This is a genomic window from Blautia schinkii (genome assembly GCF_013304825.1).
Classification (GTDB): Bacteria; Bacillota; Clostridia; order Lachnospirales; family Lachnospiraceae; genus Blautia_A; species Blautia_A schinkii_B.
The window spans coordinates 112054-138113 of record NZ_JAAWUO010000007.1; the positions used below are offsets into that span (position 1 = coordinate 112054).

Annotated in this window: 21 protein-coding genes and 1 pseudogene; all 22 read right to left on the reverse strand. The window is 35.8% G+C overall.

Annotated features, from left to right (window positions below):
- Positions 1 to 13: 13 nt before the first annotated feature.
- Positions 14 to 1210: a polysaccharide biosynthesis C-terminal domain-containing protein gene (locus HFM85_RS07170; RefSeq protein ID WP_173737570.1), complete on the reverse strand. Its 1197-nt coding sequence runs from the start codon at positions 1208 to 1210 to the stop codon at positions 14 to 16.
- A gap of 50 nt (positions 1211 to 1260) precedes the next feature.
- Positions 1261 to 2439: a non-hydrolyzing UDP-N-acetylglucosamine 2-epimerase gene (wecB, locus tag HFM85_RS07175; protein ID WP_173737641.1), complete on the reverse strand. Its 1179-nt coding sequence runs from the start codon at positions 2437 to 2439 to the stop codon at positions 1261 to 1263.
- A gap of 64 nt (positions 2440 to 2503) precedes the next feature.
- Positions 2504 to 3898 (reverse strand): hypothetical protein, encoded by a 1395-nt coding sequence (locus tag HFM85_RS07180; RefSeq protein WP_173737569.1) that lies wholly within the window; start codon positions 3896 to 3898, stop codon positions 2504 to 2506.
- A 13-nt stretch (positions 3899 to 3911) separates the two neighbouring features.
- A complete protein-coding gene (locus HFM85_RS07185; protein ID WP_173737568.1) occupies positions 3912 to 4442 on the reverse strand; it encodes a hypothetical protein in 531 nt (176 codons plus the stop codon).
- Between the two features lie 31 nt (positions 4443 to 4473).
- Positions 4474 to 5511: a polysaccharide biosynthesis protein gene (locus HFM85_RS07190; protein WP_173737567.1), complete on the reverse strand. Its 1038-nt coding sequence runs from the start codon at positions 5509 to 5511 to the stop codon at positions 4474 to 4476.
- A 24-nt stretch (positions 5512 to 5535) separates the two neighbouring features.
- Complete coding sequence (locus tag HFM85_RS07195) at positions 5536 to 6972, reverse strand: flippase (protein WP_173737566.1); 1437 nt, start codon at positions 6970 to 6972, stop codon at positions 5536 to 5538.
- Positions 6973 to 7177: 205 nt separating this feature from the next.
- Positions 7178 to 8431: an O-antigen polymerase gene (locus HFM85_RS07200; protein ID WP_173737565.1), complete on the reverse strand. Its 1254-nt coding sequence runs from the start codon at positions 8429 to 8431 to the stop codon at positions 7178 to 7180.
- 18 nt (positions 8432 to 8449) lie between these two features.
- Positions 8450 to 9667, reverse strand: a complete 1218-nt coding sequence (locus tag HFM85_RS07205) for a glycosyltransferase family 4 protein (RefSeq protein WP_173737564.1) — start codon at positions 9665 to 9667, stop codon at positions 8450 to 8452.
- 38 nt (positions 9668 to 9705) lie between these two features.
- Positions 9706 to 10914: a glycosyltransferase family 4 protein gene (locus HFM85_RS07210; RefSeq protein ID WP_173737563.1), complete on the reverse strand. Its 1209-nt coding sequence runs from the start codon at positions 10912 to 10914 to the stop codon at positions 9706 to 9708.
- A 5-nt stretch (positions 10915 to 10919) separates the two neighbouring features.
- A complete protein-coding gene (locus tag HFM85_RS07215) occupies positions 10920 to 11888 on the reverse strand; it encodes an ATP-grasp domain-containing protein (protein WP_173737562.1) in 969 nt (322 codons plus the stop codon).
- An 18-nt stretch (positions 11889 to 11906) separates the two neighbouring features.
- Positions 11907 to 12575, reverse strand: a complete 669-nt coding sequence (locus HFM85_RS07220) for a sugar transferase (protein WP_173737561.1) — start codon at positions 12573 to 12575, stop codon at positions 11907 to 11909.
- Positions 12576 to 12591: 16 nt separating this feature from the next.
- Entirely contained in the window at positions 12592 to 13875 is a 1284-nt protein-coding gene (locus HFM85_RS07225) for a DegT/DnrJ/EryC1/StrS family aminotransferase (protein ID WP_173737560.1), read from the reverse strand.
- A gap of 43 nt (positions 13876 to 13918) precedes the next feature.
- Positions 13919 to 15862, reverse strand: a complete 1944-nt coding sequence (locus HFM85_RS07230) for a polysaccharide biosynthesis protein (protein ID WP_173737559.1) — start codon at positions 15860 to 15862, stop codon at positions 13919 to 13921.
- A gap of 60 nt (positions 15863 to 15922) precedes the next feature.
- Positions 15923 to 16432, reverse strand: a complete 510-nt coding sequence (locus tag HFM85_RS07235) for an LbetaH domain-containing protein (RefSeq protein ID WP_173737558.1) — start codon at positions 16430 to 16432, stop codon at positions 15923 to 15925.
- Between the two features lie 56 nt (positions 16433 to 16488).
- Positions 16489 to 17052: a GNAT family N-acetyltransferase gene (locus tag HFM85_RS16220; RefSeq protein ID WP_173737557.1), complete on the reverse strand. Its 564-nt coding sequence runs from the start codon at positions 17050 to 17052 to the stop codon at positions 16489 to 16491.
- Positions 17036 to 18124 carry a hypothetical protein gene (locus HFM85_RS07245; protein ID WP_173737556.1) on the reverse strand — a complete coding sequence of 363 codons (1089 nt, stop codon included), beginning with the start codon at positions 18122 to 18124 and terminating at the stop codon, positions 17036 to 17038. Before HFM85_RS07245 ends, HFM85_RS16220 begins: the two co-directional genes overlap by 17 nt.
- 2 nt (positions 18125 to 18126) lie before the next feature.
- Entirely contained in the window at positions 18127 to 18984 is an 858-nt protein-coding gene (locus tag HFM85_RS07250) for an SDR family oxidoreductase (protein ID WP_173737555.1), read from the reverse strand.
- A gap of 12 nt (positions 18985 to 18996) precedes the next feature.
- On the reverse strand, positions 18997 to 20148 hold the full coding sequence (locus tag HFM85_RS07255) for a radical SAM protein (RefSeq protein WP_173737554.1): 1152 nt from the start codon (positions 20146 to 20148) through the stop codon (positions 18997 to 18999).
- Between the two features lie 295 nt (positions 20149 to 20443).
- Positions 20444 to 20821, reverse strand: a pseudogene (locus tag HFM85_RS07260) (sugar transferase); the annotation flags it as partial.
- Between the two features lie 132 nt (positions 20822 to 20953).
- Entirely contained in the window at positions 20954 to 22237 is a 1284-nt protein-coding gene (locus tag HFM85_RS07265) for a DegT/DnrJ/EryC1/StrS family aminotransferase (protein WP_173737553.1), read from the reverse strand.
- Between the two features lie 50 nt (positions 22238 to 22287).
- On the reverse strand, positions 22288 to 24336 hold the full coding sequence (locus HFM85_RS07270; protein WP_173737639.1) for a polysaccharide biosynthesis protein: 2049 nt from the start codon (positions 24334 to 24336) through the stop codon (positions 22288 to 22290).
- A 265-nt stretch (positions 24337 to 24601) separates the two neighbouring features.
- Positions 24602 to 26020 (reverse strand): sugar transferase, encoded by a 1419-nt coding sequence (locus HFM85_RS07275; protein ID WP_173737552.1) that lies wholly within the window; start codon positions 26018 to 26020, stop codon positions 24602 to 24604.
- Positions 26021 to 26060 lie beyond the last annotated feature (40 nt).

Genomic DNA, 26060 nt, shown 5'->3' on the forward strand with positions numbered 1-26060 from the left:
ACCTCCCCAAATACTATACTTCTTCAAAAAATGTATCCGGTCTTTCTGGATTAAAAATCTCATTACATGTCATAACAGTCACAAGATTTTCCGTTTCACTCAAGTTGATAATATTATGTGTCCAGCCTGGAATCATATGTATAGCCTCAATTTTATCTCCGCTTACTTCAAATTCCACCTTTTCTCCTGTATTAATATTGCGTTCCTGAATTAAGCCATGTCCTGCCACAACAATGAAAAGTTCCCATTTAGAATTATGCCAATGCTGTCCTTTTGTAATTCCCGGCCTGCTGATATTAATTGACACCTGACCGCAATCCTGAGTATGCACTAATTCTGTAAAACTACCACGATCATCCACATTCATTTTTAATACATATTTAAATTTTTCTGTTGGAAGATATGTTAAATACAAACTGTACAATTTCTTTGCAAAAGAGCCTTCTGGCATCTTAGGCATCATAAGTGTCGTTGGCTGTTCTTTAAACTGCTGCAATAAGTCCACGATTTCTCCCAATGTAACTTTATGTGTTACTGGAACGCAACAATATTTTCCATCAGCTTTTATAACCGTTTCCACACCATCAAATTCGCAGTGCTTCTCCTTGCCTTCTATCAGATCAAACATACCTTCTACTAAATCATCAATATACAGCAATTCCAATTCTGTGCTACTATCATTTACAGTAAATTCTTCATCATTTGCTACCGCCCAACAGAAAGTTGATACTGCAGAATTATATTTCGGTCTGGAATGTCCCATCAAATTAGGGAAACGGTATACGGCAACCTTAGCTCCTGTTTCATTTGCATAATCAAAAAACAATTCCTCGCCTGCTTTTTTTGAACGTCCATACTCTGAGTTTCCAAAACGTCCTGCAAGTGTAGCCTGTATTGATGAAGAAAGCATAATTGTTGCTTTATTATTGTACTTCTTTAATGTATTCAGTAAATCAGAAGCAAATCCAAAATTCCCTTTCATAAAATCTTCCGGATTTTCAGGACGATTTACTCCCGCCAGATTAAATACAAAATCAGCCTTCTGACAATACTGATCTAATTCTTCTGGCGTTGAATCAAGATCATACTCATAAATATTTTCTACTGAGATATTCGGTCTTGTCCTATTTTTGTTATCCCGGATATTTTTTAAATTATTTACTAAGGCAGTCCCTACCATGCCTTTCGCACCTGTTATCAAAATATTCATACAACTCACATCCTTATTCCATTTGTTATAGAATCAGCGCAACATTCCACTTACACTTCTTTTCTCCAAACCATTTTATTAACAACACCAGTATAGCTCTGAATAATTTTTACAACTTTTGAACTAACATTTTCTTCAATATAATCTGGAACTGGAACACCATAATCTCCTGCTCTGTTCATTTCAACTGCAGTATCAACAGACTGTAACAATCCTTTTTCGTCAATTCCTGAAAGAATAAAACATGCTTTATCTAATGCTTCCGGACGTTCTGTTGATGTGCGGATACATACAGCCGGGAATGGATGTCCAACTGATGTAAAAAAGCTACTCTCTTCCGGTAATGTTCCCGAATCTGACACTACTGCAAACGCATTCATCTGCAGACAGTTATAATCGTGGAACCCAAGTGGTTCATGCTGAATTACTCTCGAATCAAGTTTAAATCCAGTGGATTCAATTCTCTTTTTGCTTCTTGGATGGCATGAATATAAAATTGGCATATCATACTTCTCAGCCATCTTGTTGATTGCATTAAATAAAGATAAGAAATTCTTTTCTGTATCAATATTTTCCTCACGATGTGCTGACAGCAAAATATATTTCCCTTTTTCCAAGCCAAGTCTGCTATGAATGTCTGATGCTTCAATCTCTGCCAGATTATTATGCAATACCTCTGCCATAGGCGAACCAGTTACATAAGTACGCTCTTTTGGCAAACCACAATCCGCTAAATATCTGCGTGCGTGTTCAGAATATGCCATGTTCACATCAGAAATAATATCTACAATACGTCTGTTTGTCTCTTCAGGCAAACACTCATCTTTACAACGATTACCTGCCTCCATATGAAAAATCGGAATATGCAATCTCTTCGCACCAATTACTGACAGACAGCTATTCGTATCTCCAAGAACCAGCACCGCATCCGGTTTAATCTCCACCATCAGCTTATAACTCTGTGCAATAATATTTCCACAGGTTTCTCCAAGATCTGCTCCGACAGCGTTCAGATATACTTCCGGATTTTCCAACTTTAAGTCCTTAAAAAATACACCATTTAAATTATAATCATAATTCTGTCCGGTATGCGCAAGAATCACATCAAAATACTTACGAGTTTTATTAATCACAGCAGCCAAGCGGATAATTTCCGGTCTGGTTCCTACAATAATTAACAATTTTAATTTTCCATTTTCTTTCCATTTCACATTATCATATGTTCCCATTGCCATTTGCACTCTCTTTCTTTGAATATTCTATCAATATACGTTATTCACTTCATTATAGTAATCATGTGATACTTGCAGATTCTTTACTTGTTGAATCTATCATAATTACTTCTGGAACTTTTTTACCTTCATCTATATCTCTATTATAGCGATCAAGAAGTTTTTTTACCTTTACTGGATTTCCAACATCAACTAATACATAAATCATATTATCCGTCTGTTCAGCTTTTGCATATTCCTCCACCTGCGTGTCATATCCATGCATATACTGACCATTAGAAGATAATTTTACTTCTATAACCGTTATATCCTGTCCTCGGCTAATTTTGAAGTCCACCGGTCCTCTACCCTCATCAGCTTCACAACTTAGGCTTAAATTATTTGCCTGAATATAGGCTATACCAGATAAGTGAATCACTCGCTGCACAATTTTTTCACGCTTCTGAGTTCCGGCACTTAATATGACTTCCCAGCCTCTATTATATTCTACCCAATTTTTGAAAAAATTTAAAATCTCAAGTGAAGCAGCTTTGCTGTCAATTTCCCTGCTTTTATGTTTTGACAACCATGATATTCCACTTTTCTCTATTCTCTGCCATAATTTAGCAAGAAAATAATCAATCTGTTCTTCCGGATTGTATGCATCCAGTTTTTCCTCTCGATACGCTTCGATAACCTGCTTACACTTTTCTGAATCCTTAAATATTTTCTCCCGCAAATAATATTTGCGATCAGTTGCAGCCCATTGTGTCCAGTGTTCTGCTACCTCATTATTCATCATAGCACGAATTGTATTATTCTCTACAATGACTGAATCTATTTCTTCCCATGATTTTGCTACCGGCAATTTATGCAATATTTCTGTCGGAAGCAAGAGTACCTCATATCCTTTTGCCGGGTTGCATAATAATCCATTATTAAACAACTTATCCGGATAATTATCTATTGTAATTCCAAGTTGTTGATTCACTCTCTCCGTATATGCCTGTATGTCTGGTAAAATCAATGTTGCAATCATATCGCTTAAACGATCGGGTCCAACATTATCCTGAAACAATGGCAACAGTTGAAAAAATTCCGGATCTTCAATTCCTGCCTTAACTATATCATATGCTGTTTCCAGCACCATTTTTGATATTTTAGTTCCAAATCCTGATCCGGGTGCTTTCTCTCCAAAGCCCAGACAAATGCCATTTACTTCTGAGAACTTGAATATGTCAAGTGCAGCCCGAAAATATGTATCTTTTACGTTTTTCTGTTCTGCACGATCCAACAATTTTATGATTTTCCGAAAAAAATCATTGATTCTATCATAAGAGCCTTCAAATTCTGGAGTAGTTGTTTCTTTCAATCTCTGGATATTAATAAAAAAAGCATTATCCTTATCCAGAACAGGATCAAATACACCTATGTTCTCCAATGCTTCTCCTATTTTCAAATAATCTGATAACAGCATTTTTCAAAGCACCTCATCTCTGCCACAGCATGTCCCAGCCTTTGTTAAAGTATTTTAATCTAAACTCATCACAGGCAGTTTTGTACTGGCTCATTATAATTACCGCATCACTATATGTGCTTCTTCCTTTTCCATTCGCCTGTCCATCATCAGCTTCCTGTAACAAATCCAAATACTGTGTAGAATCTTCTGATGCCATTATCTGTTTCAGAGGAGAAAGCACACGATTGACTCGACTCGTCTTAAATGCATTCGTTAAGGCATCTGGTTGTTTTTTTGCCAGTGATGAAAATTCCGCATATAAACCACCCAATAATTTTGCAAGTAAATTAAACTGTTCCTCGTCTGTAGCTTCCATATCTTCCTTTTCATCAAGTGCTTTAACAATTACATCTACATCATCTCTTATTCGACTTGCTAATGTTGCACATTTCGGTATTCCCGGAGTTTTTTGCAGTTCATAAACATGTCCCTTCTCCAACAGTTCCAGATTATCATATATGCGTTCTACATTAACATCAAAATTTGAATTTTCGCTCATCATGCACTCCCCCTTCCGTTATATGTATTTATTACTATTCCATCTTTGCAAGTTCAGCCTGAATATATGCCAAAGAAGCAATCTTTTCTTTTGTTTCTTCCAAATTTAATCTCTTTGTATTATTAGAATTAAACTCTGTCAGAGTATTTCTCTTTTCATCACCGTCTTTGAAATATTTATCATAATTCAAGCCTCTGTTATCTGCCGGAACACGATAGAAATTCCCCATATCAACAGCTTTCGCACATTCTTCATTTGTAAGAAGTGTTTCATACATCTTCTCTCCATGACGAATACCAATTACCTTAATATCCTCTTTCTTGCCACCAAACAGCTCGCACACTGCTTCAGCCTGTGTCTGAATTGTACAAGCTGGCGCTTTCTGAATCAGAAGATCTCCATTCTCGCCATGCTCGAATGCAAATAATACAAGATCAACAGCTTCCTCCAAGCTCATAATAAAACGTGTCATAGATGGTTCTGTCAAAGTAATCGGATTTCCCTGCTTGATCTGATCAATCCAAAGTGGAATAACTGAGCCACGACTGCACATAACATTTCCATAACGAGTACAGCAAATCTTTGTTTTTCCAGACATTCTAGATTTTGCAACCGCAACTTTTTCCTCGATTGCTTTTGTAATTCCCATTGCATTAATCGGATACGCTGCCTTATCTGTTGATAAGCAAATAACAGACTCTACACCTTCCTCAATTGCTGCTGTAAGTACATTTTCTGTTCCAATGACATTTGTACGAACTGCCTCCATAGGGAAAAATTCGCATGATGGAACCTGCTTTAAAGCTGCTGCATGAAAGATGTAATCTACTCCTGGCATTGCGCCTCTTACAGACTGCAAATCACGAACATCTCCAATATAAAACTTAATTTTATCTGCTACTTCTGGCATTCTCGCCTGAAAATCGTGTCGCATGTCATCCTGCTTCTTTTCATCTCTTGAAAAAATACGAATCTCTCCAATATCTGTTTTAAGAAAACGATTCAAAACTGCATTCCCAAATGAACCAGTTCCACCAGTTATCATTAATGTTTTTCCTTTAAATAAACTCATTTTTTTCTCCTTTTATTTTATATTTTATTTTTTCTTAATAACCAAACCCACAATTTTATTTTTTGTTACTTTCCAATAAATTAAACAAATTACTGCATATGTAATTATTCCTGTCAAAACTTCAAAGAAAAGAGCAACAATTCCTCCATTAAAGCACAGAGCCACTACTCTTACAATTGTAAACATAATAACTCCGAACACCACATATATCATGGACTTAAAAAATGTAGTTAAACATGAAATATATTTATTCATTTTTATATATTGCCAAACACAACTCACCAATTCTGCCACTAATGTACCAATAACTGCTCCTAATGCTCCTAACCTTGATATTAAAAACCAATTCACCACAAAATTAACACCTGCACCGCAAAATACAGACTCTATAAATATTTTTTCTTTATGATTTGGTATTAAATATTGCATTCGAGCAATTTCTGAAAGACCTTTTATTACAAGAACCGGGGATAGAGCAATAATTAATCTGATACATTCATCATAACCCTTCCCAAAAAAGAACGGTGTAAACTCTTTTGAAATTGCAGAAATTCCACATGCCATTGCTACAGCAACTACAATGATTAATTCAATAGAAAGTAAAAAAAGTTTTCTTGCTTCCTCTAATTTTCCTTCTTTATTTAAAGAAGTCATCCTCGGTAACATAACAGTCCCAACACCCGTTAATATGCCTATTGGAATGTTAATAATTTTATCAGCGTTATAGTAATAACCTACTTGTTTATAAGTACTTAATAAGCCCAACATCGTTTTATCCATAATGTGATAAACTGACATTGCCATCAATGGAACAAACAAAACTAAATTAGGTTTTATGTGGCTAACAATTTCAAACCATGAAATCTCTTTAATAGCTTTTAAGTCTATCTCTTTTGATGCAAAAAACCAAAGTATTGCATTACTAAGAAACGTACTACCAGACATAATTACTGTGTATATCCAAAGATCACTCGGCTTTCTAACCAACATTAAAATTAATATTACAGAGCAAATTCGAATAACCATATTTCTTGACACAGTTATCTTAAATTTCTCTACTCCAAAAAATAGCCAGTTAATATCGACCAATGATCCTAATAAGTAAAAAATTTGTAAAAAAGCTATGTATGTATTTTGAGAACATATCTGGGTCAAATAAAACGCATACACGCTTATTGAAATTACTGTACAACATAATTGAAGTATATAAATATTCCAAAACGTCCTACTTCTTTTTCCTCTATCTTTCCCACAATCTGCAATGGTTCTCGTTCCATAATTAACTACGCCAAGCATTGCAAATAATGTAAAATAATTAACGATAGATTGTGTATATGAAAAAACCCCTTGCTTTTCAGCTCCCAATACTCTAGCTAAATATGGTGATGTAATTAATGGAATACATGTGTTTAATATTTGATATATCGTTTGATAACCTAAATTCTTTTTAAGTTTACTCATTTTTTATCCTCAAAAATTTCTTTAAATATCTTTTATGGAAAATATGTACGATTCAAAATATCTACAATCTGTTTTATTAAACTAATCATTATAAAATCTATATATACAAATTTATTATCTCTAAACTTCTATAAATAAAATCGTAGTATATTAAATACATACATTATATAACTCTCGTTATATCCCTCTTCCATATAAATCCACCTCAAATCTTCAGACTAACTTTTGACATAATATACATAGGAAGCATATAAAACCATATCACAATCGTCATATATTGACACCAATCACCTCGTTGTCCACTAATAACAATAAATACCGCAAATATGTAATAACATATATTTTGCAAACAATGATCTGCACCTGATTCTAATCTTCGATAATATCTTTTGTCTAATTTACCACATACCGTTCCCCACAAAAAAGGAAACAGCACTATACCAAAATATCCTAATATAGCATATCCTTCTCCTAAAACACTATTACCAGCAGTAGAATAACCCGATGCAGCTTTCATAGGATTAATATATTTCAAAACTTGCATACTAAGTGGCTCTGGTTTATTTGTCCATATTTCTCTTGGAACAAATGCAAAAATAGGTTTGAGATAAACTATTGGGTTAATATATGGGGGATTTTTTTTAAGTAATTCATCAAACCAATAATAACTAGAACTAAAGTCTGTACTCTCAAACACATATTCAAGATCTAACATATCTGAAAAGCTTCTGCCTGTATTTAATCCGAAAGTTCTCACAAAGTTCATTGCAACCAACACTGTTCCTATACCGACAATACCAGCAACTACCAAAAATAGCTGTTTACGTTGTGGTTTATTTCGTATTTCATAAATTAGAATCATCGCTACAATTGAAATCAAAAAAATTCTAGTAAATCCAAATAATACTGTTTCTAAAATATATATACATAAACATATAACACTATTTATTTTCTGTTTGGATGATTCTGCAGTCATCCATAAACAAAGTATACAAGGGACAAGCAAATGTACGGAAAAAACATACGAGCTGCTACTTGAATCGTTTTCCAGTGCAAATTGTTTTGCAGTCATATTTCCAGCTAGTATAGATGTTATTCCTGATGTCCCCAATTTACTTATTAATACCACTATCGATAATGCAAAAAAAGCCCAAAAGCATATATTGGCTATTCTATATTTGGGGAATAATAAAATTCCAATAGTATTAGTTCTACCCTTTCCCCACACGAGTCTACTTCCAAAAGTAAGTCCTATAAAATAGCAAACGATTCCAACTAATGCCACTACATCAATTAATACTTTTTTTTCAAAATTAATATTTTTCTCATACAGCGGATATACTACAAATATCAATATATAGCAAAATACCCACAGTGAGGAAGATGACACTAATCTGTTATTTTTATAATTATATAAAATTATCAGACATGCCATAATAAAAATTAACAATTTAAGCATTTTCATACTCCATTTTCTTTAACCATTTTTCCATACAAGTACATCATTCAAGTACTTTTTTGCGATTTCAGAATCCCTATAACCGTAAGCGGTTAATACCGCCTGCTTCCTAATTTCTTCCACTTTTTGTTTTGACTCTTTTTCAATTCTATTCAATGTTTCTACCAACTCATCCGTATCTCCCTGTTTTGATAAAAATCCATTTTTTCCATCAATAATTACTCCATCTACTCCTCCCGCTTTTGAGGCAATTGTGACACAACCAGCTAACATAGCTTCAATATAAACCATACCAAAAGTTTCATTATCACTAACCATGATAAAACAATATGATTTTTTCATCATTTTATATACTTCATCTCTTGGTAGTTGTCCATGAAAAATAATATTTTTTTCAATTTTAAGATCTTTTGATAACTGTTTTAACTTAGCTTCTTCAGCTCCCTCTCCAACAATATGGAGAATTGCTTTGTCTTGATATTTTTTATGCAAGGCTCGAATAATGACATCGACATTCTTATATTTGACCAAGCGTCCAACATATATAAAATTTAAACTATCTTCCAACTCTAACGAATTAATATTTTCCATTTGTTGCTCTGCTAAATCATCTGGAATTCCTGAATAGCAAATAAATGGTTTTTTCATTAAATTTAGTTTTTTCATTACATAATTTGCATATGTTTCATTTCTACAACCAACTGCATCTAACTTCTTTATATTCTCAATTAAATTGAATTTTTCAATATTTTTTTCCGAACAATCGCCATGAAAAACCATTGAAATTTTCGCATTGTATTTTTCTCCTAATTTCACGATTAAATCAATTTGAGGATTAACCCAATGTGAAATAATAACTTCTGGTATAAATTTTTCTCTATCTAAAATATTTTCTATTTTTTTTATTTGGCCATTTATTCTTATTTTACTAAATTTTCCATGTGGTAAAGCTTTCTTTAACGGTAGCCTAAAAATTTTTACCCCATTCGTCCTAGTTATCAATGTTTTTCTTGCAGATTTTACTGGAAAATTGTGTCCTAATTTAGATTCCATTTTTTTCCTTACAAATTCAGGAATCCAATAAAACGGTAAAGGAAAGCAACTATTATTATGTACTACAATAATATCATGTCCTTGTTCAGCCCACTTATCGCAAAAATACTTTACTGTTGGTGTCACTATCTCAGATCCATCATCCGGTTCCGGATATACACTTGTTAAAACTAATATTTTCATTTTCCCACTCCACTGTTGACCTATAATACCTAGTCTAATTATTTCTTAAAATGCTTCATTATTATGTTATATCCTGTTTTCGTTGAATAATATTCATTTAAGTAATTCCATTCCACATCTGCAACATTTCCAATTTGCATTATTTTTTCTGTACATTTCCCAAATGCTTCAACATTATTACTTTCACACCAATTTCCAAATCCAGCATTTTCTACAATACGACCTATATCCGTATTTAAATCTGTGCAAGCCAACACCGGAATTTTCGCTTGCATATAACTCAATAATCGGCTGGGAAAATTAGGTATAGTAAAGCGATGATCCAAAAAAATCATTCCTACATCGCATGCTCCTACCATAGTATCGTAATCTTCTTGAGGCAATCTTTTCATCAATCTTATATTATTCTGATTGCTACTTTTTACAAATTCCTCAATTTTTCCATATTCAGTGCCATCTCCTACAATAAGGAAATAATTATCCTTACTGTTTTCTTGGCTATGTAAACACTCTATCAAAAAATCTATTCCTTGTGGTTTTCCCAAGTTACCACCATAAACAAACACCTTTTTTTCTAAAGGAATATCATATTTTTTTCTAATGCTTCTGCGTTCTTCTTCGTTTATAGATTTATCCACTACTTCAATACAATTTGGACACACTTCCACTTTATAATCATCAATCTCTGGGTTGTTTTGTTTTACATATTCTACATTTGCCGGACTCATACAGCCAATATAGTCTGATAAGCCATAAAGCTTTTTTTCTTTGTTACGGAAAAATTTATACAAAATTCCCTTAATACCAGATTTACTCATCATACCTATATCTACAGCATTCTGAGGAAAAATGTCTTTAAGCAAAAGATATGTTTTTGCATTATCTCTACGCTTTACATATTCTATTGCATTGCAAAACGTAATCGGAGGCGTCGAGTACATAACAAGATCAAATTTAACATTTGAATAATATTTTTTTATTGCTTTAATAAAAATTGGCTCTATTGACAACTGGGCAAGACCTTTTTCTATTAAACTTACCATTCCTGTTACATTTCCAGTTCTCACATGAAGCATGTGAATTCCATTTTTTTCTTCATGCGCAGTCTGAAGTCCTGTTCTTTTTTCATATGGACTAATTGTATATACAGAATGTCCGGCATCACGAAAATAGCGTAATAAATCGCAATATATTGTATGTTCTTCAATATCATCCATTTTTCCTATTGTCATAAATAAAACATTCATATATATTACACCTCAAAATTCTTTATACAAATTTCATTGTACTTCATCATATAAATGTCTGATTTATATGTTCCAATAGCTGACTTATTAATATTTCCTTCAAGATTGTTTTCTATCAGTTTCATATGGTCACATCCACTCTCATACGCATGAGGATATCCCCCGCCAAAACGTGGATTAACTTCTGATATATAATACTCTCCATCAATATCAAAAATATCAATATCAATCTGGCCTCTATATCCAGCTTTTGAAACAAATTTCTTAATAAGGTCAAATAACTTATCATCCTTAAAAGAAACAGCTTTATCGGTTTCTCCAGCTCTCATTTTTAATTTCTTCTTTGTAAAAATGGAAACAATTTCTCCAGAAATCATATCAATATATACATCTGCACCTATTTCTTGTCCATTAAGAAATTCTTGAATCATAAGTCCCTCATCATGTGCAAATAACAATTCTACTGTTTCCTTATCATAAACTTTTGAAATAGCAATACTTGCGCTTCCTCTCGCCGGTTTCACAAATACTGGATATGTTATTGTTTTATTATCAATATCTTTATAGAACTCTTCCTTATCCATATAAGATTTTGCACAATTATATCCATTTTTGTTAAGCCACAAAAACATCTGATATTTGTCTAACGACATTTCGCACAGTTCATATGAAGAACCAATTACTTTTACACCGATATCTTCAAATTTTTTTTCATTCTGAGCAAGCAACGATAATTCTGGATCTATTAATGATAAAACACCACTGATGTTTTCTTTTTTACATATATCAAAAATAATGTCCATATATTCCGGATCTGTCATTTTAGGAACAATATAGTACTTATCTGCTTCATATATTGCAGGTGCCAGTTTACTCATATCAGTTGCAACAACCTTCCCATTTCCTGCAAGCGTTTTTACAAAGTATTCAACTATTTTATTTCTAGTTCCTGCACTTAAAATCAATATATTCATAATGTGTTACTCCTTTAATTACTTATTACTATTTTCATTCTTTAACTTTTCCGCACGTATTTCTGCCATATTACCTTCTGTTTTATTCGTATCAGTTGCAATATTGCTATGTGATAAGAATTTTTTTACCGTTTGAAATATAATTTTTACATCTCCTAAAAACGTGATTTTTTCAGTGTATTGAACATCCAACTCAAATCGTTTATCCCAGTCTAAATAATTTCTTCCATTAACTTGTGCTAATCCAGATAAGCCAGGTCGAACATCATGTCTATGTCGTTCTCGTTCTGTATACCAAGGAAGATAAGATGGCAGCAACGGCCTTGGTCCTAAGATGCTCATATCGCCTTTGGCTATATTAAACGCTTCTGGCAGTTCGTCTAAACTAGTTGCTCTAAGCATTTTTCCAAATTTGGTAAGTCTCTCACTATCTGGCAATAACTTTCCATTTTCGTCCTTTGCATCTGTCATTGTTCTAAACTTATATAATTTAAATATTTTTTCATCTTTTCCTGGTCTATCCTGTGTAAAAATCACTGGAGAACCCAATTTCACTCTAACCAATATTGCAATTATCAGATACAACCATGAAAAAACTATTATTGCTATTAAACTACATATCAAATCTAATGGTCTTTTTATATATTTTTCATATGGACCATATGGCTTATGCTTTATTTTTTCCATTACAAATTCCTCTATTTTACTCGAAGCAACACTTAATCACTTCAATAATTCTATCCTGCTGCTCTGCTGTCATTTTATTATCACTTGGCAAGCATAATCCTCTTGTAAAAATGTCCATTCCCACATCAACAACTCCACCTGCAATATAAGCATTTGATCTGGCACGTCCATTTCCATCTCTGACGACAAATGGATTTAAGCGATAAATTGGCTGCATATGCATCGGTTTCCAAATTGGACGTCCTTCTGCATTGATAGACGCAATTGCTTCCAAAATCTCTGTCGGGCAAGACTTTCCTGTTTCTTTCACATAACATACATCCTGCTCGCCACGAACCTGTTTACACATTGCATCCATATCAATAATCATGCAAGACAGCCAATAGTTTGGTTCAGAGTTTTCCAGATCCATTGGATTCATAGATACTGGCAGTCCTTTTAAGCCCTCTTTATATCTCTCATAAATTGCTTTCTTCTGTGCAATATGCTCTTTCAGATAAGGAAACTGTCCACGAACAACACCAGCAACCACATTACTCATCCGATAGTTGTATCCCAGTTCTTCATGCTGATACCATGCAGCATTTTCTCTCGCCTGAGTTGACCACTTACGAACCTTATTTGCTGCTTCTTCATCATCTGTCAGGAAGCATCCACCAGCACTACCAGTAATAATCTTGTTTCCATTAAAGGAAATCGTATTATACTTTCCAAATGTGCCAGTCTGTACTCCCTTATATGTAGCTCCCATAGATTCTGCAGCATCTTCTACCAGAATTGCATTATGTTTCTTGATAACGGCATTTAATTCGTCTACTTTTCCTGGTGTTCCATAAAGGTGAGCAACTACTACTACCTTCGTATCCGGATAAATTTCAAATGCTTTTTCAAGTGCCACCGGGTCCATATTCCATGTGTCATATTCCGTGTCAATGAATACCGGTTCACCGCCCTCGTAAACAACAGGATTTACAGTGGCATCAAAAGTCATATCTGAACAAAAAACTTTCTTTCCTTCCAATGCACCATGTCCAACTTTTGGCATACCATATGCTTCAATACCAGCTAATTTCATAGCAAGATGCAATGATGCTGTTCCGGCAGATAATGCAACTGCATGTTTGCATCCAATATATTCACATGCCATTCTTTCAACTTCGTTGATATTTTTTCCAACTGTGGACATCCAGTTTGTTTCATACGCTTCTTTCACATATTCAATTTCCGGACCATGCATAGTCGGACTGCTCAACCAAACCTTTGATTCAAATTTTTCAAAATTATTGTTCTCTTTAAACATATGTAATTACCTCTTTTATATCGCTCCATGTTGTGGTTATTCTTTATGCAATCTCTTTGTTTACCTCTTCTGGTGTCTTAAATGTTGGTACAACACTTCGGAGAGCTTCTTTTGCAATCAAATCATCACCTGTATCACAGGCATCTCTAAGAACTTTGATTTTTTTATAAATCTCTTCTTTATTTAAAGCTGTATCTCTTTCAATAAAAATCATACTATTATCCGTTTTATCCAGTTCCTCTGTCTTAACCAAAAGCTCCTCATACAGCTTCTCGCCCGGTCTTAATCCCGTTTCAATAATTTCAATTCCCTGTACACCAGACAGACGAATCATATTCTCTGCCAGATCCATAATCTTTACTGGCTGTCCCATGTCAAGAACAAACAGCTCTCCATTATTGGCAATCGCACCACTCTGAAGAACAAGCTGTGATGCTTCTGGAATTGTCATAAAATATCTGATGATTCGTTTATCTGTAACTGTAACCGGTCCCCCATTAGTAATCTGGCGTTTAAATAATGGAATAACCGATCCGGCACTGCCAAGTACATTTCCAAAACGAGTCGCACTGTATCTTACTTTTCCATGAGTACTTGCGCTTTGAACGATCATCTCGCACATTCTCTTAGTTGCACCCATTACGTTTGTCGGATTAACCGCTTTATCCGTGGATACCATCATAAAGCGTTCCGCACCATACTCCTCACAAAGCTCCACCAGATTCTGTGTGCCAAATACATTGTTGTAAATGGCTTCTACACAGTTATGCTCCATCAATGGGACATGCTTGTGAGCGGCTGCATTGATAATGATCTGTGGATGATATTTTTCAAATACTCTTTCAAGAGCTTTTCTATGAGTGATGGAACAAATTTCAATCTGCAAATCCAGCTTATTTCCATATGCGATCTTCAATTCCTGCTGAACATCATATGCACCATTTTCATAAATATCTAAGATAATGATCTTCTTCGGATTCATCTTGGCCAACTGTCTGCACAGTTCTGACCCAATAGAACCGCCACCACCTGTGATCAGTACTACTTTATCTTTGTAATATGCATTGGTACGCTCATCCGAAACAACTAAAGGTTTTCTAAATAAAAGCTCCTCAATATCAAATTCTCGAAGATGACGTTTTCCTCCTGCCGCATACATAGTCGGATAATCATATACTTTTAATTTGTATCCCGCATTCTTGTAATACTCATAAAGAGTTTTCTTCTTTGCTGCATCCATTGATGGGATTGCAAAAATGATTTCCTGTACTTCAAATTCGCCTAACTTCTTAAAAGTTGCTTCCGTTTCAGACCAAACCGGAATGCCATGTATATCTCGTCCAACTTTTTCCTTATTAATATCAATAAAACATCTTGGTACATACGCTGCTTCTGAATTGTTCAAAAGTTCTTCTGCCAAACTCACACCAACTCGTCCAGCACCAATAATTGCAACTTTGATCTTCTGCACTTCTTTTTCATTTCCAGCTTCAATACCAGAAAATACATGCAATAATATAGAAAGAATTTTTCCTCTTGTTGTCTCCTGGTTTCCACATTTGTATGCATAGCGATACATCATGCGAAGCGCCAATGCTCCTAATAAATTCAAGCTAACCAATGAAAGTAATCTTGCAAATGTAATTTTTTGAACTGGAAGTAGGAGTTCCAGACATAGATACGCCACAAAAGCGATAGAGTCAGTAAACAGCAAGCGGATATAACACTGAATCCCACCATATCTCCATACTTGCCCGTAAATTTTACCTATTAGACGTGCTGTGAAAATACACAAAACAGAAAGACCTACTTGTTGAAAGATCCCAACAGTTGATAATTTATCCATTCCTCCATATAACACCAGGAGTATAACTGCTACTAATGCATATACAATCAAATCATACCCGACAAGCGTCCAGCGTATGTTTGGCGTGTTATTTTGTTTTGCCTGTTTCATATCCATCTTTGTTTCATTTGTACTATTCATCGTGTACCCCCCCCACGAAAATCAGGGCGGTTTCATCCTTCCTATAATTATTGAACCTTATCATTCCTTTGTTAATGACGTAAACAGAACACTTCCTTGTTCTGTGCTTGTGTTCATTGCAACCATACTTGTTGATTTCACAATTGTTCCTGATTTTAATGTGCAACTATCTCCAATAAAACAATATGGTTCTACCACCACATTGGCACCAATGACCGTTGCCTGCCCAATAGTACTTCCACAGCCGACAACAGCCCTTGGCTCAACAATACAGCCAGGCATTAAATTAGCTGATGGGGAAATAGTAGAATCCATATGAAATAAAACTGGAATATTGTAAAGTGCCTCCAACTTTTTATTCCACTCAAGTCTTTCTGTTCCATCGTCACATGCAGCTATTGCACAGTTATATTCCGGATAAAAACTTTCCACATCCTCCAGTTTTCCAATAGCTTCTTCTCTGTCATTATCTACAAAGGAGATTTCCTCAAAGCAACCCATTGACTCTGCTATTTCCTTTACATAATCTCCATATCTTTCTGAGGCAACAATCAATAATTTCTTTTCCATATGCATCACTCCCTATATATTCACTTGTTATTACCCATATTTTTCTATAAAGCCACTTACTTTATTTGTGTTACTTTTTTAATCAGAAAGGTTCTATCATAACCATAATATTGAGTTTGAAAAATCGGTTTCATACCATAAGCCATGTAGACTTTTAGCGCAATGGTATTCGCTGGGTGTACTGTGGCAACTAATGTATATTCAGATATATCTCCTAAATAACTACACACATGTTCTATCAACTTTTTGGCATAGTTTTTTCCTCTGCATTCCTTCCGTACCATCGTCCACCCAAGCTCATATAATTCTCCATTGGTTGTATAAACTGATTGTAGAATTTCTTGTAAAGCCAAGCTATTTTTCAAGCTCAAATCAATAGCCTGCAACCCCAATATTTTATCATTCTGCATTATCGCAACCACAATACCATTGCTAAGAATTACTGGTAATTCAGTGTCAATATCCTCAATTATGAAGAAATCCTCTCGTTCAAGATTATTATGCTGTTCAACAACAAAATCTTTAATATTATCAAAATCTGAAATTCCCATTTTCTTTATAGATATTTCATCAGAATCATTGTTACTATTAAACTGTAATTTACTATTTTCCTTCTGCACCGCTTGCACTACATCCTTCAAAATTCATTTTTTTCATTTCATCTTTTACAGCCATAGAAGATACTCTCAAAAGGTATTCATTTATACTTTGGCTTCCGCTTTCTTCAATTAAACGCTCCCATAGATGTCTAATCTCTTTTACTCGTCTTTCATCAAAATCAATTTCCCCACCTAATGTAGTTGCATTTCTGTTATCCAGACTAACACCTCTGATCAGACGTAATTCTCCATTGGAAAGTTTAGTAGCAAAAAAACCTTTTCCAATCCACTCCTGCTGTTCAACTGTCAAAGTGTCTATAGAATCAATCGCAAAAACTGTAGTATTTTTACATATAGCGTTCTCTTGACAGTAATATTTCAAACGAATTAAAAAATCTTTAACAGACTCATCCACAACTTCACGACGCAATATATCTTTCTTGTTTTTCATAACACACAGTCTACGTGTCTTAATTCCCTCGTTGTCCATTGATTCCATTTTTTTGACCCATGCGTTTTCATATGCATCGCTGAAATCCAATTCATCGTCCTGCCAAAATGTCATCGCCCAGATTTCACCTGAAAAATTCGTCCCATTAATACTGTGATCGTTAATAATTGAATCCCCAGCCTTTGTAAGCTCACCATAATAATCGTGTCTTGACAATGCACCAGAACGTGCCCCCATTATCCTGTCATTCATAGTATTAATGTATAATCTCATAGAATTGAGATATATTTCTTTTTGTTCTGAATTTTCCAGCATGTAAATCCGTTTATACAAATCATCTAGTTTTAGGCTTTCTTCAATAATTAACAGTTCATTTTTCAGATTTGCATATTCATCTTTTAAGTCCGCATATTCTCCATCCGTTTTTTCCTCATATTCATCTAAAATAAACTTATTGGAAAACTCACTTGTCAAAAATAAAACAGAAACATCTGCAACTAAAATAGCAATGCCCTGATCAATCGTCATACTATTCCACTTTGTCAAAATAAGTGGAATAATAAGCGTACTAATAATCTGACATACAAATACAACTGTCTGTATAGTCTGGGCTTTACTTTGCTTATCTTTTTGTGCGCTCATAATTAGTTAATTTCCTTTTTAACACTTGACTTCACTGAATCCACAAGTTTTGTAAGTTGATTCATAACTTCTTTTGTTTCATGTCCTGATAAATCTGCTGATTCCAGCAAATACATCATATAGCTACTGGTTATGCCGCCATCAATTTTTAAGGTAGTCTCATTCGCATATTCATTATCAATCAGTGAAAGCACAGCCTTTGCAACATCTTTAGCTTTTCCATATTGACTGACTGGCGTACATTTATTCGCTAATTCCACAATATTTCCCTCTACCACTGATTCACTTTGCGGAATCCATCCAGGCGCAACACAATTAACTCTAATATTCCGGTATGGTCCCAGATTATTTGCAAGGGATTTACTTAAATTTTCAATAGCAGCTTTACTAGCATTGTACGAAATAGTTGCAAAAGCTCCTTCAAAAGCCGCACTGCTGGTAACATTAACTATGCAACCATTTTCAACAATGTTGTCTTTTAAACCAATTACAATTGCCGCAATGGCCGTTACATTTGCATTCATGACTCTTGAAAATTCCATATAGTCAAAATCAAAAAATTCATGTCTTAATCCTTTGTCCGCAGTTTCCGCTAACGTCGCATAACAATTTACAATGGCTGTATATTCCCTATTTGAAACCTGTGAAATAAAAGTATTTACAGTTTCGCCAGATGAGTAATTAATCTGAACAAATTCTAATTCGGAAGATATACCATTGTCCTCAACGAATTTTTCTCTATTAATAGAATCTCCTTCATATCCTGCAACAACATAGTATCCTTCATTAATTAATAAAAGAATACTTTCTCTAGCAATTACACTGTTATCAAATCCCATTACTAATGCACTTTTTTTCATTAAATTTTCCTCCTATGGGTGTAAATATTTATATGGTTCACTTGTTCCAATTTCCTTTAACAACTTACGAACAGCATTGCACTTTACAACATTTTGACCATCAAGTTTTCCAGATTCATTTACAGTTTCTCCAAGGCAATACCCACCACAATGTAGTTGGGCCGGACATGACTTGCAATGTAACATTTCTGTTGATTTACGCATGTTTAAGCGTTGTATTTTCTCATAATCCAACTCAAATTCATTAGAACTTTCATTCCATTTTCCTGCAATAAATGGGGACATATGATATGCCTCTGCTCCCAATACAACCATATCGCACGCTGATATGTATCCGTCAGGAGTTAAATGCGGAGCTTCTAATGGTGTGCAACATCTACAATGATAAGGAGATTCTCCATCAAAATTGATTGACAAAAAGCTTCCCCAAAACATTCCTTTGCCCTTTGCATAGTAAAAAGCTTTTATATATTCTGATAAATACAAATCCATATCAAAATGGTACGCTTCTTTTTTCTTAATATCCTGACATACAGGAACTCGCCCAACAGTATAGAAAAGAGGATTAGTCCACACATACCTGATTCCCAATTCATAGAAATAATCAATCATTTCCATCTGTTTACTGATGTTCTTATCCGTAATAGTGACCCTTGCTCCTACCATAAGATTACGGTCATTCTTATTTTCAATAAGCCATCTTACATTATCTTCAAGAACTTCTGCTGATGTACGTCCATTGTATAGATGAGCATATTGTGGATTTAAAGGTCTGTTATAATCCTGAATCTCTTTCATTCCATCAAAGGACATCCACATGATGTTAAAATTTTCTAATGCCCAGTTACGAATTGCTTCAGTGAATACACCATTTGTCTGAATTTCTACAGTAACATCTGATCCCCTATTAGGATGATTTTTAGCATACTCTGTAATTCTCTTTAGCATTTCGAATTCTTGTGTAGGTTCTCCTGGACCATAAAATCTTATATGGCGACTTGGGTTATTATTGAAATACCAATCAATCCCATTTTTTGCGATTTCAAAATTTAAAGTCTGTTCAACAATACAGTTTCTTTCCTTTGCGTTGTAACAATACCGACAGCACAGGTTACATTTTGTTGTCAAAAAGAACGAAATCATTTTTTTGTTTGAATGTGGCATAATGCATCCTCCTTCATAACAGAATGAAATAGTTACTTGTTTTTAACAGTCTTAAAGGCTTCTCTAACACGACAACTAGCCTGTGAATGTTCTTTTTGAAGAGCATCCGCAGGCTAGGTCAAACCTCCTTATCATAATTTTTCAGCTTATAATGTGGGTCAAAATAAGCATCCAAGAAACCATTCAATTTTCATAGTTCCGCTACTCACCCGACACAACCATGCAGAAAAATCATCATAACCAGATTCGACTAAGCCAGCGAAACCCTTGTAAAATCAAGGTTTTTCTTGGTTGTCCCTATTATACCGCTATCTCCATTCAAAATATTGAAAGCCTCCGGTAACTCATCCAAACTTGTACTTCTAAGCCATTTTCCGAATTTGGTAAGTCTTACCTCATCAGGAAGTAATTCTCCATTTTCATCTCTTTCATCTGTCATAGTACGGAATTTGTACATTTTAAAAATTGTCTCTTTTCCATCTTTTCCGATTAAGCCCGGACGATCCTGTGTAAATAAAACAGGACTTCCAAGCTTTATTCTGACGATAGCCGCAACTCCCAAATAAATTGGGCTAAAACATACAATAGCTGCTGATGCACAGATTATATCTAATGCCCTTTTAACATACTTTTCGTAAAAATTCATTTTACGAGCCGGTACTGGCTTTATCATTTCTGCTTTGTATGTTTCTTTTTTTGCATGATTTTTCATAATATGTGATGTAACTGTAACGCCTGCCGTTATAGTTGCAGCAGTTATTCCAATTATCTTTTTCTTTGACACAATTTACACTCCCCAATATTTTTACTCAAAACAAGCCCGAATCACTTCAATAATCCTATCCTGCTGCTCCACGGTCATCTTGTTATCGCTTGGCAAACATAATCCTCTTGTAAAAATATCCATTCCTGCATCAGCAGCTTCACCTGCAATATAAGCATTCGATCTTGCCCGACCATTTCCGTCTCTGACAACAAATGGATTCAAACGATAAATCGGCTGCATATGCATTGGCTTCCAGATTGGACGCCCTTCTGCATTGATTGAAGAAATTGCTTCCAGAATTTCTGTTGGACAGGTTTTTCCTGGTTCTTTTACATAGCAAACATCCTGTTCGCCTCGTACCTGCTTGCACATCGCATCTTTATCAATGATCAGGCATGAAAGCCAGTAATTTGGTTCAGAATTTTCCAGATCCATTGGATTCATAGATACTGGCAATCCCTTGAATCCTTCTTTATATCTTTCGTAGATTGCTTTTTTCTGTGCAATATGTTCATTCAGATATGGAAGCTGTCCGCGTACAACTCCCGCAATTACATTACTCATTCGGTAGTTGTATCCTAATTCTTCATGCTGATACCATGCAGCATTTTCTCTGGCCTGGGTAGACCATTTACGTACTTTATTAGCTGATTCTTCATCATCTGTCAGGAAACAGCCTCCTGCACTTCCTGTGATGATCTTATTTCCATTAAATGAAATCGTATTATATTTTCCAAATGCTCCTGTCTGAATGCCCTTATATGTAGCTCCCATTGACTCTGCTGCATCTTCTACCAGAATGGCATTATGCTTCTTAATAATTGCATTTAATTCATCTACTTTTCCTGGTGTTCCATAAAGATGTGCTATAACTACAACTTTTGTATCCGGATAAATTTCAAAGGCTTTTTCAAGAGCTGCCGGATCCATATTCCAGGTATCATATTCTGTATCAATAAATACCGGTTCTCCTCCTTCATATACAACCGGATTAACTGTTGCATCAAAAGTCATATCAGAACAGAATACCTTTTTTCCTTCCAATGCACCATGTCCAACTTTCGGCATGCCATAAGCTTCCATGCCGGCCAGTTTCATAGCCAGATGAAGAGATGCAGTTCCTGCTGATAAAGCTACAGCATATTTACAACCAATAGTCTCACATACCATTCTTTCTACTTCATTGATATTTTTTCCTACTGTAGACATCCAGTTTGTCTCGTATGCTTCTTTCACATATTTAATTTCCGGTCCGTGCATTGTTGGACTGCTTAACCAGACTTTTGATTCAAATTTCTGAAATTTGTTATTTTCTTTGAACATGGTTCATTACCCCTTTATATGTGCTTTTAATTATGTATTTTTATTACTTCTCAATTCTTCTCCGCAGCCACAGCCGCCTCACTCATCAGTTCCTCATAAACCTTCTGATGTATCTTCAGATCAGAATCTGCGGAATGGTAAGTCGGTACTATCGCAGCCACAATTTCTCTTATCTTGTCGCTGTTTGCGTAACCATAGGCTGCCAGAATTTCCAGCTGTTTAAAGAATTCCTGTACGTCCATTTCGATTGGCTTGCCAATGTGTATCAGATCGTTCGGTGTTTTGGCCATTCCTTCTTCTGCCATGAGTTTTTCTTCGTAGAGCTTTTCGCCTGGGCGAAGGCCTGTGTATGTAATCTGGATGTCTACGTCTGGTGTGTAGCCGGAAAGCTTGATCAGGTTTCTGGCCAGGGTATCGATCTTTACAGGAGCTCCCATATCCAGGACAAAGATCTCACCGCCTTTTGCATAGGTTCCTGCCTGAAGTACAAGGCTTACTGCCTCTGGGATTGTCATAAAGTAACGGATAATATCCGGATGGGTCACTGTCACAGGGCCGCCTTTTTCAATCTGACGTTTGAACAGCGGAATAACACTTCCGTTACTTCCCAGAACGTTTCCGAATCGTACCGCAACAAACTCGGTTCCCTGTTTCCTGTCAGATGTGGAAATATCATTTACATAAGCTCTTCCTTCGTTATCACGCAAAGCTTCTTTTGTCCCGCTGATGTGTTCTCCAAGGTGTGGCAGCCAGTCTGCGTGTCCACTGTGGCTGATGGTATTCATGCTCTGTACAACCATCTCACAGAGACGTTTGCTTGCTCCCATAATATTGGTCGGATTAACTGCTTTGTCTGTACTGATCAGTACAAATCTCTGGCAGCCGTTCAGCATTGCTGCATAGGCTGTTTTATAGGTACCGATTACATTGTTTTTGATTGCCTCACATGGGCTGTTCTCCATCAGAGGTACATGCTTATGGGCTGCTGCATGGTATACAATCTCAGGTTTATATTTCTCGAATACCCAGTTGATTCGCTTGCTGTCACGAACCGAACCGATCAGAACTTTCAGATTCAGATTCGGATAATTTGCTTTCAGCTCCTGTTCAATGTCATAGGCGTTGTTTTCATAAATATCAAAGATTACCAGAAGCTCCGGCTCATGTCCTGCAATCTGCCTGCAAAGTTCGCTTCCGATGGAACCGCCTCCTCCGGTTACCAGGATTCTTTTTCCCTTCAGATACTGAAAGATCTCAGACATATTTACTTTGATAGTGTCTCGTCCAAGAAGATCTTCAACTGCAACTTTTTTCATCTTACTTAAAGATACTTCTCCGTTTACCAGCTGGTATACACCCGGAAGCTGTTTCAGCTCACAGCCTGTCTCTTTACAGATGTTCAAAATATCTCTTTTCTGATGTGGCGTTGCTGTTGGAATCGCAAGAAGGATCTGATTGATATGATATTTATCTACATTCAGAAAAATATCATCTCTTCCTCCAACAACAGGTACACCTTCCATATATCGTCCCCATTTATTCGGGTTATCATCGATGATGCATCTTACTCTCGCATTGGTTTCCTTCGCATTCTGAAGCTCTCTTACAATTGTTCTTCCTGCTTCTCCTGCTCCGATGATCATGACATTTTTACTGCGTTCTTCTTTTTCACTCTTCTCTCTTCTGTTTCTTTCCAGAAGAATAAAGCGGTAAGAAAATCGCACTCCTACAGTCAGGAAAAACTGCAGCATAATTCCAATGAGATAATAGGATGCCGGCATTCTTCCATAAATAGCTGTAATTCCTGCAATATGTAAAACACCGGTAATGACCGTTGCAAAAGTGATCTTGATTAGCTCATTAAAACTTGCAAATCTCCAGACGCTGTTATAAAGACGCAGGCATCCAAATGTAACCAGCATAATGATGGTATATATTGGGGCAAAACTTCTCCACGCCGAAAAATATCCGTCCGGGATTGATGAATATCGAAAATCAAATCTTATCAGCAGTGCCATAAAATAAGAAAAATTAACTGCAACAATATCATAAATAACAAGATAGATTGCAATTACTTTCCAGTGTTCTAATTTCTTCATAGTTCCTACGGTTTCTCGTACTGTTTCTGCATAATCTCTTATGTATTCTTCCTGCTCTTTATCTTCTGTCTGCTTCTCGTCCGGGTTTCGTTTCGCCAAGGCAAAAAGAAGAATCAGAAATGAAATAATGAGCACGATCGAAATGAATAGAATAATGTGCATTTCTTTATTTCCTCTTTTATATTTATAACTTATCTAATTTATTTATATCCCCGAACTGCTCCATCCGCAGTTCGGGTCATTATATTCAGTCTTAAAATTATTCCTACTTCGCGCCGCTTCCGCGGAATACAACCATTACTGTTTTAAACAGAATTTCCACGTCGAGCTTGAGGCTCCAATCGGAAATGTATCTGGTGTCGAGTTCTACTACTTCCTCGAAATCTGTGATGTCACTTCGTCCGCTTACCTGCCACATACCGGTGAGGCCTGGCTTGATGGCGAGACGTTTGCGGTGGTGGAGTTCGTATTTCTCCCACTCGTCCATTGTCGGTGGTCTTGTTCCTACAAGACTCATGTCTCCTTTCAGAATGTTCCAGAACTGCGGAAATTCATCCAGGGATGTCTTTCTGATAAAGTGCCCTACTCCTTTGATGATTCGTGGATCATCGTCCATTTTGAACATCATTCCGTCTTTTACATTGTTCTGCTTCATGAGCTCTTTCTTTCGCTCTTCGGCATCCATGTACATGGAACGGAATTTATAGATCTTGAACGGGCGTCCGTTCTTTCCCATGCGGACCTGTGAGAAAAATGCAGGACCGGGGGATTTGATCTTGATGGCCGGAACCAGGAAGATTGCTGCGATTCCTGTGAACAGACAGCCTACAAGGCCGCCTGCGATATCCATCGCTCTTTTTACAAACATCTGACGTGGTGTTACGATACGGATGCTGCTTGAAAGTACAGGATATCCGGCCAGTTCTTCCACGATCTGATTCTTGCCAAGTGATTTCATTGTTGCAAGCTGCATATGAATTACTACACCCATTGCAGAACAGTCCTTAACGATCTGTTCCGGGATGTCGATTGCTTTCGGTACTGCAAAAAATACTTCGTCTACCCAGTTCTTATGGATATATTCGATAATATCATCCTGTCCTGCAACTACCGGTATTCCGTTTATGGAATTTGATTTCTTGTCACAGTCCATAAGTGCGATTCCTGCCAGATGATAATTTCCGTAGTTATTCTTACGGATATTCTCTACAACACTCTTCGCATTGCTGCTGACAGTGACAATCAGAAGGGATCTCTTCTCACCTTCTTCATATCTTCTGTCTTTCAGAAATTTCTTAAGAATCTGTCTGCAGCAATAGCTGAATCCAATATAAAGTACATATGTAATCAGCAGGATCATTCTTGAATAGTCACTGCCGATCCTGGAGAGAAACATATATGCCAAAACCAGAAGACATACAAGCGTACACTGCTCAAATGTCTTCTTCAGCTCTACCAGAGTTCCTCTTCTCAGTACACCGCTGAAGCTCTCATTAAAAAATGTGACCATCAGCTGTATGAAGATCATTACGATTGCTACATTTCTGTAAAGCTCTGTGTGATATGGCTGGTTTATCCCGTTCCGAACCCAGTAGGCCAGAATAAACGCCAGCTGCAGACACAGCATATCACATATGGTAAAGTCCGCATGTTTTACCCAACTGCTGTTTTCTTTTTGGTACATATTCTTTTCTACGCCTTCCCTCACTTACATTTATCTTTTG